This is a genomic window from Streptomyces sp. PTL18, assembly GCF_059510295.1.
This window is the reverse complement of record NZ_JCAJZO010000045.1, coordinates 14,670-28,244: the sequence shown is the minus strand read 5'-3', so window position 1 is coordinate 28,244 and position 13,575 is coordinate 14,670. Positions and strand designations below refer to the sequence as shown.

At 69.0% G+C, this 13,575-nt stretch carries 13 protein-coding genes; 5 read left to right on the top strand and 8 right to left on the bottom strand.

Annotation, left to right across the window (positions count from 1 at the left end; all coding sequences use genetic code 11):
• Nucleotides 1–1,630: C-terminal helicase domain-containing protein (locus AC5WS8_RS37195; RefSeq protein ID WP_496107912.1), on the top strand; the 1,630-nt coding region annotated here is incomplete at its 5' end.
• Between the two features lie 610 nt (nucleotides 1,631–2,240).
• Here AC5WS8_RS37195 and AC5WS8_RS37190 read toward each other — a convergent pair.
• A complete protein-coding gene (locus AC5WS8_RS37190; RefSeq protein ID WP_496107911.1) occupies nucleotides 2,241–3,137 on the bottom strand; it encodes a recombinase family protein in 897 nt (298 codons plus the stop codon).
• A 244-nt stretch (nucleotides 3,138–3,381) separates the two neighbouring features.
• Entirely contained in the window at nucleotides 3,382–3,579 is a 198-nt protein-coding gene (locus tag AC5WS8_RS37185) for a hypothetical protein (protein WP_496107910.1), read from the bottom strand.
• Nucleotides 3,580–4,055: 476 nt separating this feature from the next.
• On the opposite strand from AC5WS8_RS37185, the gene AC5WS8_RS37180 reads away from it, so the two are divergent.
• Entirely contained in the window at nucleotides 4,056–4,349 is a 294-nt protein-coding gene (locus AC5WS8_RS37180) for a hypothetical protein (protein WP_496107909.1), read from the top strand.
• A gap of 26 nt (nucleotides 4,350–4,375) precedes the next feature.
• Here AC5WS8_RS37180 and AC5WS8_RS37175 read toward each other — a convergent pair whose 3' ends face one another.
• Nucleotides 4,376–5,329 (bottom strand): hypothetical protein, encoded by a 954-nt coding sequence (locus AC5WS8_RS37175; RefSeq protein ID WP_496107908.1) that lies wholly within the window; start codon nucleotides 5,327–5,329, stop codon nucleotides 4,376–4,378.
• A 251-nt stretch (nucleotides 5,330–5,580) separates the two neighbouring features.
• Here AC5WS8_RS37175 and AC5WS8_RS37170 point away from each other — a divergent pair, with 251 nt between their 5' ends.
• From AC5WS8_RS37170 to AC5WS8_RS37160, 3 genes are all read left to right on the top strand, one after another.
• Nucleotides 5,581–6,264 (top strand): hypothetical protein, encoded by a 684-nt coding sequence (locus AC5WS8_RS37170; RefSeq protein WP_496107907.1) that lies wholly within the window; start codon nucleotides 5,581–5,583, stop codon nucleotides 6,262–6,264.
• Between the two features lie 214 nt (nucleotides 6,265–6,478).
• Nucleotides 6,479–7,306: a ParA family protein gene (locus AC5WS8_RS37165; RefSeq protein WP_496107906.1), complete on the top strand. Its 828-nt coding sequence runs from the start codon at nucleotides 6,479–6,481 to the stop codon at nucleotides 7,304–7,306.
• Entirely contained in the window at nucleotides 7,306–7,767 is a 462-nt protein-coding gene (locus AC5WS8_RS37160; protein ID WP_496107905.1) for a hypothetical protein, read from the top strand. The genes AC5WS8_RS37165 and AC5WS8_RS37160 overlap by 1 nt, the downstream gene beginning before the upstream one ends.
• 952 nt (nucleotides 7,768–8,719) lie before the next feature.
• Here AC5WS8_RS37160 and AC5WS8_RS37155 read toward each other — a convergent pair.
• The 5 genes from AC5WS8_RS37155 to AC5WS8_RS37135 all read right to left on the bottom strand — a co-directional run bounded on the left by AC5WS8_RS37155 (nucleotide 8,720) and on the right by AC5WS8_RS37135 (nucleotide 13,489).
• Nucleotides 8,720–9,181, bottom strand: a complete 462-nt coding sequence (locus tag AC5WS8_RS37155) for a DUF6420 family protein (RefSeq protein ID WP_496107904.1) — start codon at nucleotides 9,179–9,181, stop codon at nucleotides 8,720–8,722.
• Nucleotides 9,182–9,299: 118 nt separating this feature from the next.
• Entirely contained in the window at nucleotides 9,300–10,724 is a 1,425-nt protein-coding gene (locus tag AC5WS8_RS37150) for a DNA primase family protein (RefSeq protein ID WP_496107903.1), read from the bottom strand.
• A 205-nt stretch (nucleotides 10,725–10,929) separates the two neighbouring features.
• Nucleotides 10,930–11,853, bottom strand: a complete 924-nt coding sequence (locus tag AC5WS8_RS37145; RefSeq protein WP_496107902.1) for a bifunctional DNA primase/polymerase — start codon at nucleotides 11,851–11,853, stop codon at nucleotides 10,930–10,932.
• Nucleotides 11,854–12,132: 279 nt separating this feature from the next.
• Entirely contained in the window at nucleotides 12,133–12,723 is a 591-nt protein-coding gene (locus AC5WS8_RS37140; RefSeq protein WP_496107901.1) for a GNAT family N-acetyltransferase, read from the bottom strand.
• Nucleotides 12,724–12,730: 7 nt separating this feature from the next.
• A complete protein-coding gene (locus tag AC5WS8_RS37135) occupies nucleotides 12,731–13,489 on the bottom strand; it encodes a GntR family transcriptional regulator (protein WP_496107900.1) in 759 nt (252 codons plus the stop codon).
• Nucleotides 13,490–13,575: the final 86 nt, after the last annotated feature.

Below are 13,575 nucleotides of genomic sequence, written 5' to 3'. Positions count from 1 at the left end.
CCTCGCCGTGGGCGACATCGTCCGCGTACGGGAGAACGACTACCGCAGCCGCCGCGGCGAGGGCCCAGACATGCTCAACGGCTACCGGGCCGTCATCACGGCGATGGACGACAACCACCGGGTCGAGATCACGTGGCGGGTCAAGGACGCCAAGGCCCCCGGCGGCTACCGCCACGAGTCCGGCTGGGTGACCCCGCAGAAGGTCGCCGGCGGCGCGCTGTCCCTCGGCTACGCCATGACGATCGCCGCGAGCCAGGGCCTGACGTGCAACACCTCGCTCATGTACGGGCACGGCGCGAACGCGTTCGCCACGTATCCCGGCATCACCCGGGCCCGGCGCCAGAACCACCTGTGGCTGCCGCTGGCCGTACTCGAGGACGAGAAGACCCGGGCCCGGCTCGGGGAGGCCCGCACGGAGAAGGAGCGCCTGGAGCGGGCCATCGACGCCTTCGCCCGCTTCCTGGGTCAGTCCCGGCCGGACGGCATGGTCTCCGACCTCCTTCAGGAACCGCCGGCCCCCGCACAGCTTCCCCGGCAGCGCGACCTGTCCGCCGAGGAGGCCCGCGCCGAGTCCGAACGCAGGCTCCGCCAGGCCCGCATGGCGCAGGCGGGGCGCGCCAAGTCGGTGTCTCTCTCCCACCGCCGGGCCCAGGACGAAGCCCAGCGTGAGGAGCAGGCTCGGCGTGCCGAGGAGAAGGCCAAGCAGCTGCTCGCCCGCCTCCAGGCCGGTGCCGAGGAACGCGCGGTCCCGTCGTGGACGAAGCGCATCTATGGCGACGTCTCCCCGCAGGAGCTGAACCGGCTGATCGCCGAGGGGGACCGGCTCGCCGCCGACGCCGAGGCCACCGCCGCCGAGGCGGAGACCCGGGCCCGGGAACTCGCCGCGCGGCTCGACCGGGAGAGGGCTACCGGCCAGCCCACCCGTGGGCAGCGGTTCGCCGCCGAGGCCGGGGAGGTCCTCGACCAGGCGGAGGCCCGTGTCGCCACCGCGCGGGAGCATCTGCAGACCGCGTTCGCTGCGGCCGGCCACGCCGACGACCGCGCCCGGCAGCTCGCCAAGCTCGCCGAGAGCGAGGGCAAGAGCCGTATCGCGCTGCGCCTGGCGGGGACGTCGCTGAAGGAGTACCGGGAGCTGACCCAGCGCCTGTCCGGGGAGCGCGCCGGGTATCTCCAGATGGAGGCCGACGCTAAGCGGGACGCCCGGCAGGCCCTGCGGGAGGCATGGGACGTGGTGCAGCAGAGCCGCTTCGCGGAGAGCCTCGGTGTGGCGAGGACGCCGGTGCCCGACCACCCGGAGAAGGCCGCCGAGCGGCTCGTGGAGCTGCGGTCAGTCGCCGAGCGGCGCGGCCACAGCATGGACAAGCGGGACCGTGACGACGTCGGCCGCGCCACCCGGAAGGCGGGCGAGTTCCGGGGCTACGCCGCCAGCCACCGCGCCCAGGCCGCCGACGCCCGCGCCGAGAAGGCCCTGCGCGCCACGATCGCCGAGAAGTTCCCTCAGCTGTACGACCGGGAGGTCACCGCGCGGCGCGCCCACCAGCAGGCGCAGCAGGCGAAGCAGGCGGCGCAGCACCAGCAGGCCGCCGCCTTCCACCCGCAGCCGAGCCAGTCGAGGGGACGGACGATGTAGGCCGGGGCAGGGCGCGCGAGGTTGCTGGACTTTCTGGACCGTCCTTCGCGCGCCCGCGCGTTGCGCGCTTGCAGCTGCTCGACCGCCGGCACCACGGCGGAGAGAAATGGTCTTCTGGGGGATGGTCTTCTTATGCCGCCGTTCCTCCGCATGCGGAGGAACCGCGTGCGGGAAATCGCATGACGGTGACGACCAGCATGTACGCGGCTGACGAGAGGGCTGGCCTGCGCCGACATGTACGTGCACGTCTGGGGATCCAGGCCCTCCAGCCCGCGACGGGCCCCGCGATGAGGCCACGACGCGCGGTGACTTGCCCGCGACGGCATCGCGGCCCACGGCCTGTTCATCGCGGCCCATCGCAGGGTCGTCGCGGCCGGGGAAACGGCAGGTGGCCCGGGTTTTGGGACTTTTGGGACCGCCCACGCGCGGGCGCGCGAGAAACAACGGGGATCAACTCGGACACTTTGCCGGGTTGTTGCTCAACTTGCGCAGGTCCACGCGCGCGTACGCCCGTACGCCGCACTGTGGCCGTGGCGGCTCCTGGACGAACAGAAGGGCCCCGGGCCGCCCGTGGACGGCTTCGGGGCCCGTGTGGTGCCCTGTGGTGCTCTCAGGCGCTCTCAGCGGCCTCCAGCGCCGCCACAGGCCCCGTGACGGCCGTCTGTTCGTCGTACTCGCGCAGCATGCGCATGACGGTCGCCGGGGAGGGGTGCTGGCCCTTCTTGGCGCCCTTGGTGATGACGAGCCGGGCAGCGATCTCGCGCAGGCTCAGCTCCTGGCCCCGCAGGTGCAGCGCCATGCCGAGCATGTCGTCGTCGGTGACGCTCGCGCCGCCGATCGACTTTCCGCGCTTCCTCGCCGACTCGTGGCCCTCCAGCGTGCGGTCACGGATGTACTCGCGCTCCATGCCCGACAGCGCGGCGAGCACGGTGAAGACGACGCCGCCCGGGTCGTGCGAGCCCTGCAGCTCCCCAGTGAGGAACTCCAGGCCGACGTCGCTGGCGCGCAGCTCCTCGGCGAGCGTGGCGAGGTCGATGCCGCGGCCGAGCCGCTTGTGCTCGTGCACGACGAGGGTGACGCGGACGCCGGAGGCCCGGATCTCGCGGGCGAGGGTGACCGCCTTCTCCAGCTCCGGGCGCTTGGTGGCGCGGGTCGAGATCTTCTCGGAGAACACGCGGGTGACCCCGGCCGCCGAGAGGGAGTCGAGCTGGGAGTCCAGCGACTGGCGGGCGGTGGACGCGCGGGCGTAGCCGATGCGGACGTGGCCGACGGCTTCGGCGCCGGCCCCGGCGGGGCGCGGCAGCTCCACCCAGGGCGTGCCGGGCTTCCGTACGGCGGGCACCGCGACGTTCAGCGCCTTCGCCAGCGAGGGCACGAGCCTGAAGCGGGCGGTGTGGTACTGGATCGCCACCCGGCCCTTGGTCGTGCGGCATGGGGAGCCCGCCGGGGCGGCGCAGGTGGACATGGGGCAGTCGTGCGCTTCAACGCGCTGGTAGTCGTCGCTCACGCGATCACTGTTTCATGTGTCTGTTTCAATCGTCCAGCCGTTTGAAACGACCCATGAAACAGGAAACGTGCAGCATGATCGGCGCACGGCGGGGTGTTTCACGAGCGACCACCTATGAAACAGAAACAGTCCCTGCCTTCCGGCCGGATCTCGGGCGGAAGGCAGGGACTGGCGAGGGACCGACAAAAGGTCCAGTGCCTATCAGGGGGAGGGCGGCCCGGACGTCGGCGACGCCTGTGGCCCCTTAGTGGTTCAGGAACCCGAACCAGGTGCCGGCGCCAGCCCCGGCGCCGAGAGAGCACAGCAGCGCCAGCGCCTGCGGGGAGATGTAGACCCCCAGGGTGACGTCGAGGTGGCGACCCACCTGAATGTGCACGCTGCGGCGCTTGTCGTCGTCGGCGCCGCCCGCAGCGGGGACCGAGGGAGAGATGGTGCCACTCATGGCAAGTCCAATCGCTTCGCTGATATGTCCAGGTCACCCCTGCTCCGGCCAAAGAGATCGAGGTGTCCGTGGCCTCATTCTGATGCACGGGTGAACACAGCGTGTGATCGGGCAAAAGAGGGTAAATCCCCTAATGACGCAGGTCACATACCCTGCGCCCGCTGGCGGATATCAGTTTTTTGGTGATGCCTATCACAGCCACAACTACTTTGCGGTGATCGTCCCGTAGCGCTCCGTATAACTTTCTGTGTGATATCACTCACACCCGCGCCTCTGATCAGGGACGATTACACGTTGTATCTACACTAATACCCAGTGTTGGAGAAAACTGGCTACGATGAATCACGGATTGAGACGAAAAACTCACTGTGTGTAGTTGCTTAGCCGCTGTCGGTACTGCAATGTCCGATAAACCGTCTAAGTAGTCTCGCTTCGCTGAGAACCCGCCACTTCTTGCTCCGGCCAAAGAGATCGAGGTGGCGGGTTTCGCGTATCCGCAGGTAACAGAGCGGTTCGCTGGCAAGGGCGCCCGTACGATGATCGCCGTGACCGCCCGCCGCACCCTTGGCACCGGCCCCGAGGCTCCCCCTCAGGGCATCCGCGCCGCACAGGCCGACCTTCTCGACGCACTGCCCGGTATCCATCTGCCGGACCTCAGCGAGCTGCGGGCCCGCGGAGTCCTCGGAACCAACTCCGCAGCGCCGCCGTCCGCGCGGCGGGTCCTCGGACCGGGCCGCACGGAGGACATCCTCCCGGAGTCCTCCGGCTGACACCGCCCCTCAAGTCCGGCCAGACGTCACCGTGCAGCCCCGGCCCGCCGGCGGGACGGCACTGCGGGGACTCCGTGCCCGTCAAGCGTCCAGGCCGCGCGCTCCCAGACCGGCGCGGTGCCGTCGGCGATGCGGTGCAGGAGAGCTGCCATGGACCGGCCGTCCTCGGCGACATCCAGGGAACGGCTCCAAGGCACCCCGTCCTGCGGGACGGACGCGATCGTGTCGCCCGGGTAGTTCGTCCAGGCGAACCACCCCAACCAGATGCGGGCGACGCTCGGGTACACGTTCGAGTGCGGCGCGGCCCACGGGTGCTGCGGGTCGGGGCCGGGGCGGAGCGGCTGGCCGGGCTGGGAGATCAGCCGGTGCGGGTAGCGGCTCGACGGGCCCATGTGGTCGGGTTCCTCGACCACCCGCCGCTCGGCGAGCAGCGCATCGAGCTGGTCGACGACGGCACCGCGCTCGGGTGTCCCGTACTCCCCGGCCTGCGTCGTGTAGAGGACCTGGTGGTCACGGACTCCCACAACGGCCACGACCTGAGCGGACGGCAGCGCGTCGGGTTCGACGTCGACGACCAGGAGCACGGCGGCCGGGTCGGCGACCAGTTCGCGGGCGAGGCTCTGCGCCTGGTCGTGCTGCTCCCACATCGTCATCGCGTAGCGGCACCCCCGATCGCAGTACCGGCCCTTGCCGAGCGGCTCGTCTTCGCGGACGCCGCACCGTCGGCACTCGTGCTGCAGCTCGCGGGCACGGTCGAGGGCGGCGCGCTGCGCGGGCGAGCACGTCCGCTTCGCCACCGCGGCGGTCACCTCGTACAGCGGGGCGTAGCAGTTGCCGTGGTAGAGCACCTGGCCGACCGGGTCGGAGCCCGGCTTGAGGCCCTGTCGGTCGAGCTGGGTCTTGGTGAGAAGGCCCTCGGGTACGGCGCCCCACCACGTGTAGCGGGTGAGACCGGGCAGCGGCGGGATGGAGCTGGGCAAGACGACCTCCTGTGTGGGGTTCCTGTAGGGCAAGGTAGAGCCGGAAAACGGTCCGTGCAACGACCCGAAAACGCGGGTTGACCTGCGCATTTAAGGGCGCGTTATCTAGCTTGCTTGAGCATTTCTCGCAAGCGGAAATGCTAGCGACTTAGCAAGCACCGTGGAACCCGTGAGACCGTCCATCGCACGCGCGCGTGAAGGGGTGGGCGAGAGCGGATTGCGGGGCGATCTATCTAGCTAGACTGCGCGCCATGTCGCTGATGCCCTTCGTGGTCGCTGTCGAGCCCGAACACCTCCAGGCCCTGGACGAGGTCGTGAAAGTCGGCCGGAAGGCTGAGCTGGAGTGGCTGACCGAGGCCCGGTCGACGTACGGCATCCGCTTCCTGCGGGGGAAGGCGTTGAGCGAGGCACGCAAAGCGATCCGGGCGGAGTTCCGCAGGCTCCGGGAGCGGGGCAAGCTCGCCGGGACCCGCGATCTGGTGGTGGCGCGCGAGGTCCGCGCGGAGCTGAAGCGCCGGCACATGGACGGGGAGTACGACCCTGTGCCCGCCGAGGACGGCGCGATGCCCGGCCGCCGGGTCGGCACCGGCCCCCACCACTACCAGCGCAGCGGCTCCGAGCCCACGAAACTCACGGCCCGGATGGCGGTCCGGCTCCCGGGTGCTCTCGGCGAGCAGCTCGTGCGCTCCTGCTACTGGACGTCCGCCCCGGCCGTGGCCGCTCTGTGGGAGTGGCAGAAGCGGTGGGGAGACGGCCCGGAGGTCATCATCCGAGAGGCCGAGCGGCGCGGCGCCGTCACCATCATCGACCTGTGGTGCGCCATGACCGCATCCCGCCCGGACGCCGACAGCATCATGGAGAAGGCCCGCCTGCAGGCCCAAGTGGTCACCACCGGCGACATCTTCCGGGCGGCAGTCAAGCGCGCCATCCGCTGACCTCCCTGACAAGCTCCGATAGCTCAAAGGCTTTTACCTGCATGTTCGCGGTCTATCTAGCTAGATAAGGCGCGATGTTCCGCGCTGCGGTCCGGCTCTTTCGCTGGCTTTTCAGCTTGCGGGATTACGAGCGGGAAAGCGTGCGGGTCAGCTTGCGCTTAGGCAAGCGGGGTCGGCAATCTTCGGCTTACCTGAATGAAGGAGGGAGGACCCTGTGGCCGAAGACCCGGACATCATCGCTGAGGTCAGCGAGAAGGGCGGCGTCGGGAAGACGTCCGTAACAGCGGGGCTCATCGCCGTGGCCGCCGAGCTTGGGCTGAAGGTGGGCGGCGTCGACCTCGACCCGCGTGCGACGCTCACCGACGAGCTGGGTGTCGTGGAGCCGAAGAAGTCGGTGAACGACATCTACTTCGTGGACCCCGACGAGCGTCCGCGTGATCCTGCCGAGATCGCGCGCGAGGCGCTCGTGCGCGCGGGCAAGCACTGGCCGTCGAACGTCTGGGTCCTGCCGGCCGTCCGGAAGTTCGGCAACCGGGAGACCGACCAGACCACCGGCATGGAGTTCCGGCTGAAGCGGGCTCTGTGGGGGCTGCGGGACCTGGTCGACGTCGTCTTCATCGACGTCCCTCCCCGGCCGGGCGGGAAGGTCGTGGGGTCGGCACTCATCGCGGCGCGCAAGGTCCTCATCCCGGCGACCCTCAAGAAGGACGGGTACCTCGGCGCGCGGGAGGCCCTGACGTCGATCGAGCACTACACCTCGCCCGGCGGTCTCAACGAGGCTCTGGAGATCGTGGGAATCCTGCGGAACATCGTGCCGACCAAGCGCGAGTTCCGGGAGGTCCATCGGCACTGGGACAGCCGTCTCAAGGAGCGCTTCGGCGACCTGATCATGCCGACCATGGTCCACAACTACGCGGTACGCGAGGTCTGCCGGACCGGGTCCATCCCCATCACCGCAGCTCCCGGCCGCGAGGCCAAGCTGCTCGTTTCCTCGTACCGCGAGGTCCTCCACCACACCCTGCCGACCCTCAAGGAGAAGTGATGCCGTCGTTCATGGACAAGGCCGCCGCGTCTGACGAGGAGATCCGCAAGACCCAGGAGAGGGACCCGGCCGACCTCAGCGGCGCGAAGGAGCCAGACTGGGACAACCCCGAGACCTGGGGTGGTGGCGATCCCGAGACTGGCGATTCGGCAGGCGGAAATGCTGGCGATCCTGCTGACGGGAACGAGGACCAGGAGCAGAAGTCCGCCGCCTCGAAGCCTCGCACCGCCACTCCGTCGGACACGTCCCGCGCGCCGCGGCGCCGGGGCCGGCCGCGCGGTCCGGAGCGGGTGCCGCTGACCGTGCGCATCCTGCTGTCCACCGACCGAAAGCTGACGGCCGCGGTCGAGCAGACCGGCGACAACCCTCAGACGATCGTGGAACAGGCCCTGGAGGCGCACTTCCGGCGGCTGAAGATCGAGGACCCGGGGCCCTCCGGCTCGCAGGAGGGTGCCGCGTGACGGCGCGCAACAACCCGCCCTGGTGACCACCAGAGCCACCCTCATTCCCGCCCGCTTTTCCGCAAGCCGGAATGCGGGCGGTTTGCTGTCCTGACCTGGTCGTCAGGGACGCTCCCCCTAAGAGGCGCACCTTGGCCGCGCGACCTGAAGGGGGAGGGTAAAGCGGACGGGCGCGTCCGCGCCCGACGCCTCCGGGTGCGGCTCCCTGCGGTCCGCGCGTTCACCGGCGACGGCCGAACCGGCCGTGACCGGCCTCCCGGCCGTCGCCGGGCGCGGACCGCCACTTACCGCCCGTCACGCGCCTCATGGGTTGTGGTGGCGGCAGTCGGAGCGCTGCGGGCCTGTAGCGGCCAACCGAGCCACCCAAAGCCGGGGGGCGTCCTCGGGTGCTTCCCGCCGTACCCGGCCTCCCCAGGTCCTTCGCGAAGGACCTCGAAGGACCTTCGCAAAGGTCCTTCGAGGCTGTGACCTGGTGTTTCGAAGGGCTCGAAGGACCCGAAGGGCTTTTTGAGGGGTCAGGCTCTTAATACGAGGCGTCTCTGTGACCTGCACATACGCGGATTCGGGTCCATCTTCATGTGCGTTACCCCCTCTAAGGTCCTTCGGGTCCTTCGCAAGTCCTACGAACCGCAGGTCAGAGGGGGTGAAGGACCTTGCCCCACTGCTTCGCAGGTCCTTCGCAAGGTCCTTCGCGTCACACCGGCAACACCGCTTCCTGACCCGTCGACGCCCTTCACGACGAAGGACCCGCGAAGGTCCTTCGCAAGGTCCTTCGCACCGCATCTGAGCTGCTGTCTTGCGATTAATCAAGCTAGATAAGCCGCCCTCTCTGCCGGAGACCCACCCAGGAGCGCCACGGCGGCAGAAGGGTTCAGGTGGATCGGTGCGCGAAGGTCCTTCGCAGGTCCTACGAACCGCAGGTCAGAAGGGGTGAAGGACCTTCGCGGTTGCCCTACTCCAAGGGGTCGCCGGCAGCGGACGAAGTCTCCCCGAAGAGATGGGTGGTCGGCCCGAAGTCGCCGAGTTCGATCGCGAGCAGGGCGCGCACGAAGGCGGGCAGCTCGATGGAGCCGCGCCGGACCTGGAAGCCGCGGTAGACGTTGCCGACCGAGAACCGTGCATCGTGCTTGCAGCCGGCCTGGAGGCATCGCCCCTCGGCGGCGAGCGCGAGCTGCTTGAAGGCGGCCTCCTTCGGCTCGGTCGTCTGAGCGTCGCAGCCGAGGTGATCCAGGGTGATTTGGTGGTGTGCGGTGGTCGTCTCGATGGTCAGCCGTCCGCCGCCGGGTGTGATGTACCGGCCGGGGCTGACGGGGTCGTACGGGTGCAGGCGCGGCAGGTCGGTCTGTGTCTTGTGCAGCGGCGGGAGCCCGTCGTACGGGATGTACGGGCCTGCGGCGCCCCGGTGGTCGGTCATGGAGTCCCCCTCCGTCTTGGCTGGCGCCAGGCTACGGCTCAGGGCGCTTTCTCCGGGCACGCCGGAGGGGCGGCCGATGAATCCCGGCCGCCCCTCCAGCGGTTCGTGCTCCCGAGCCCTAGAAGCCGTTGTTCGTCTTGACCCGCAGGCCGAGGATCACCGCGCGTCGGGTCTTCGGGTGCTTTACCTTCTCGAAGCCGCGCTCCTCCAGGGCCTGGCTGAAGGCCATCACAGTCATCTCCCGCAGGGAACCGCTCTGGCACCACAGCTTGTAGTTCTGGAACAGGCTGCCGGTGACCTCACCGCTGATGTAGGGGTCGCGCTCGCACGGCTCGGTGTTCTCCTCCAGCCACATCGAGATCGGGTCCGACTCGGCGATGTGCTGCGCCGTCTTCGCGCGCACCGCCTCCGGCATGGCCAAGCCGTCCTGCTGCCACTCCCGGCAGCCCTGGAGGGCCCAGTTCAACACGCCCGCCGCCTCTTGCCGGAGGATCTTCTCGGCGAGCTTCGGGATACGGGCCTCCGGCGGGACGGTGACGTCCCATCCGATGTCATGCAGGCGTCGGGTGATGCCGTGGCCGGCGCCCACCTTCGGCAGGTAGTTCGTCGCCAGGTGGATCTTCCCGACCGGCTTGAAGTCGAAGTACTCGCCGTGCAGGAACCGGGCCGACATCGTGTCCTGGCCGGTGAGCTGCTTCACCAGCTCGTCATCGAGCTTCTTGCCCGCGGACGTCTCGGTGGTCGACAGCATCCGCTTGCCGACCATCCGGGCGACGTCGTTCGGGATGCCGTCCTCCTTCTTGGCCAGCAGCGTTGTGCGCGGCACGGCCTGGGCGTAGTCGCCGAGGAGGCCCATGACGACGTCGATGAACACCGACTTGCCGTTCATGCCGGTGCCGTGGTGGACGAACATCACCTGTTCGTCCGTGCTACCGGTGAGCGTGTAGCCCACGACCCGCCGTAGGTACGCCTGGCGCTCCTTGTCGGGCATGACCGAGTCCAGGAACTGCAGCCACAGCGGGCATTCAGCGTGCGGGTCGAAGCGTGCCGGCGACTGCTGCATGAGGTACAGCTCGGGGTCGTGTGGCATCAGGCTGCCGGACCGCAGGTCGATGATCCCGTTCTTCACGTTCAGCAGATGCTCGTGCTGGTCGAAGTCGCCCATCTCCCCGAACAGCTCCGGCTCGCCCTCGGCGACGTCACGCATCGCCGCCAGGCGCCCGCGGTGCCGGGACTTCGCGACCCATTCCATGAACAGGTCGCGCTCGGACTTCTTGCTGTCGCCGTCCGCTGGCCGGACCGCGCTGTACTCGAACGCCTCGGTGTTCGGCAGGGCCTTGATGGTCTGAACGACCCGCTTCCACAGCAGCGACTTGGCGCCCTTCAGCACCCACCGGCCGCCCTCGTAGACGGCCCACTGTTCGGCGTCGATCAGGTACCGCAGCTCGCTGCCGAAGTGGTCGACCAGGCGCTCAGCGTTGCCGATGTCATCGAACGAGCGGCGCGGCCACTCCCGGCGAGGCGCGGAGGTCTGCGCGGGCACGCCAGCATCGGAGAGCGTCGTCACGCCGCACCCCCGTTCTGCAGCGGGCGACGCAAGCGGGCGAGACGGGGTACGACGGTCCTGCATTCGAGGCCACTCCTCGGGTGCCGGGCCCCGGGGCGGTGGTGCGCCTGCGGGGCCGTGATCACGGTCGAGGCGTGGTGTACGTGGCGCCGGTCCTTAGTGTCCTGGGGTGCGGTTCGCATCAGGCGGCACCGCCCATCCGGCGAGGACGCGCAAGGCCGGCGGTCATCCCGGACCGCAGCGTCTTCTCGATCTCGCGCGGGGTGTCCACCCCGAGCCCCGCCGACTGAGCGGCCTCCGTCAGGTGCTCCTCGGCGACGGCCTGGTCCAAGAGCCCGGACGCCACCAGCTGGCCCGCGCGGTACGCCGCGAGGTTCAGCCGGTTGTTCCGCCCGCCCTCCTGCTTCATCGCCGCCAGCTCGTCACACTCCGACCGCAAGATGCCCGCGGCCCACCGCTGCTCGCGCGTGCCCTGCCGCGTCAGCTCCCGCAGCCGGGCGACCACATCGGCCCGGCGAGGCGCCCCCCCGGCTTTGGGTGGCTTCGGCGTCGCCGTGATCAGGGTTAGCAGCCAGCCGGGCAGTACCGCCGGATCGGTCGGGCTCCCGTCCTCGAGGACATACGGGGCTCCGTCGACCACCGAGCCGATCCCGACGATGTACCCGCCCGCCGCCCGGGTGTCCAGGCAAAAGCCCAGGGTCCGTGCGGTGTTCCGTACCGCCACCCCAGCCGGGGCCCGGTAGACCAGGTGCCGACCGCCGCTCGGCGTCCGCACCGTCAGCGTAGGCGTGACCTGCGCGCCCGGTGTCCGCGCAGCGATCGCGTCGAGCATCGTCACGCCGTCCAGGATCTCCGGGGAACCGGACACCTCACCCTTGTGCGGCACGTCCAGGTCGAGTGCCACCAGCCCCGAGGGACCGCACGCGACGCCGATGTTGAACGGGGCCCGGCCCCACGTCTGCTCGATCACCTCTGGGTCGCGGGTCGCCCGCTCCTCCCAGTTGGTCCACCGAGGTTCCTTCGTACCTACCAGGAGCGGGTGGACGTACATTCCGCGCTCGGCATACCGGAGCGCGCTGGCCAGCAACTTTGCCCGGAGCTCCAAGGTTGCAGCCGTGTCGTTTACCGGGCGATGTGGCACCGGTCGGGAAACTTCTCGTACTCTCATGGATGAGCGACCCTTCTCGTACCGCTCGAACTTCGCCGGGATTAGCCCTCCCGGCCTTGCAGTGCCGAGGCGCCCTGGCAGGGGCGCCTTCGGTGTTTCTGGGGGCCAATCCTGCCCCTTGATCACCTGATAGGGGGACTTGGATTGCCCCTGTGCCGTGCTACGGGGGGCTGGATCACTGCACAGCCCGTAGGACGGGATCAAGGTCAGGGGCCGCTATCCTCTCGCGTCGCGGGTGGCGGGGATGGAAAGGGGCTCTCCGTTGTCAACGCTGAGGCAGCGGTCTGGGTTGAGGATGGTGCCCGATGGCCGCTGTGCAAGCCAGCCCGATTTACGGTGACTCGGGGCTTCTGTGCGGACGTGGGTGAAACCGAGGCGCTCGTAGTAGTGCTGGAGTCCCTGTGCCGTCCGCCAGCAGTCGATCCTGAGCCACCGCCGACCCTCTAGCGCGGCAACGCGGCATGCCCAGTCAAGGACAAGACTTCCGATCCCGGTCCCGGCTGCATCCCGGCTGATGATGAGCTTGTACAGGTAGAAGGCCGTGTGCAGTTCGTCGGCCTCGTTCCAGAAGTCCCGGTCAGCGGGGCCGCGGCTGACGGTGCCGAGCACCGAGTCCGCTTCGTCGAGGATGACCCAGGTGCGGCCGTCCTCGATGTGCTGGTGCCACTTGGCGATGGCCCGGCTGCCGGTCTCGGGGTCGGACCACTGGTCGGAACCGATCTGTCGCAGCCAGTTCTCGGCCTCGGTCCGGAGTGCCATGAGGGTTGGCACGTCAGCAGGGTTGGCGGGGCGGATGCGGTAGTTCACCGGGGGCTCAGACTTCCATTTCGTACACAAGGACGTGTCGGTCTCCCGGCGCGATGGTCATCATGACGCGCACCGGGGCGACTTCGCTGTAACCGATCCTGACGTGTTGGGCAACGGGCGTGCCTGGGGGGAGAGCCAGGCGCTCAGACTCTTCCGGACTCGGCATCCGTACGGTGATCTCGTCACGCACATGCCGCTGTGGGTGGCCGATCGAGTGGAGGATGCCGCCCGGCATCGAGACGTCGTGCGGCTCCATGAGGGGTGTGTCGAAGGCGATGGAGCCCGGGAACCAGCTCGTTGAGAGCTGGAAGGGCTTGCCGTCGACGGTCCGCATACGCACGCGCTTCACGACCTGCTCGCCGGGCGGAAGCTGGAGCCACTCAGCGACCTGACTGGACGGCACTTCGGTCGCGACAGTGACGATTTGGGCAGGCTCGCGCCCGGCCTCCTTGATGGCAGTCGACCAGTCGTCCATGGACACGGAGTCTCGGCGCCTGCCGCGCTCGAACTTCGTGAGGTTCCAGACGATCGGCCGGTCGGCGCGTACCCGTCGCCGTCCGCCCCGTTCGCCGACGACGAGCCCCTCGACCTTGAGGAGGTCGATGCCGGCGCTCACGGTCTTCGCTGTCACGCCGAACTGCTCAGACAGTTCGCGTGTGGTCGGGAGGGCTGCCCCGGGTGGCAGTTGACCTGCCCGGATCTGCTCTCGCAGGTCATCTGCGATCGAGCGTGCGGTTGCTCGCTGATCGCGCGTCGTGGAGTCCATGGCGGAAGAGTATCCGGTGAGTTGATGTTTGGTACATAACTCGCACCGGATAACACCCAGTCAACTCAACTTAGGTACGCAACTCT

Excerpts from the sequence above, each read along its gene's own strand:
- AC5WS8_RS37155 (WP_496107904.1), bottom strand. The coding sequence starts at position 9,181 with ATGACCGACCACCGGGGCGCCGCAGGCCCGTACATCCCGTACGACGGG.
- AC5WS8_RS37135 (WP_496107900.1), bottom strand. The coding sequence starts at position 13,489 with ATGGACTCCACGACGCGCGATCAGCGAGCAACCGCACGCTCGATCGCA.
- AC5WS8_RS37185 (WP_496107910.1), bottom strand. The coding sequence starts at position 3,579 with ATGAGTGGCACCATCTCTCCCTCGGTCCCCGCTGCGGGCGGCGCCGAC.
- AC5WS8_RS37160 (WP_496107905.1), top strand. The coding sequence starts at position 7,306 with ATGCCGTCGTTCATGGACAAGGCCGCCGCGTCTGACGAGGAGATCCGC.
- AC5WS8_RS37170 (WP_496107907.1), top strand. The coding sequence starts at position 5,581 with ATGTCGCTGATGCCCTTCGTGGTCGCTGTCGAGCCCGAACACCTCCAG.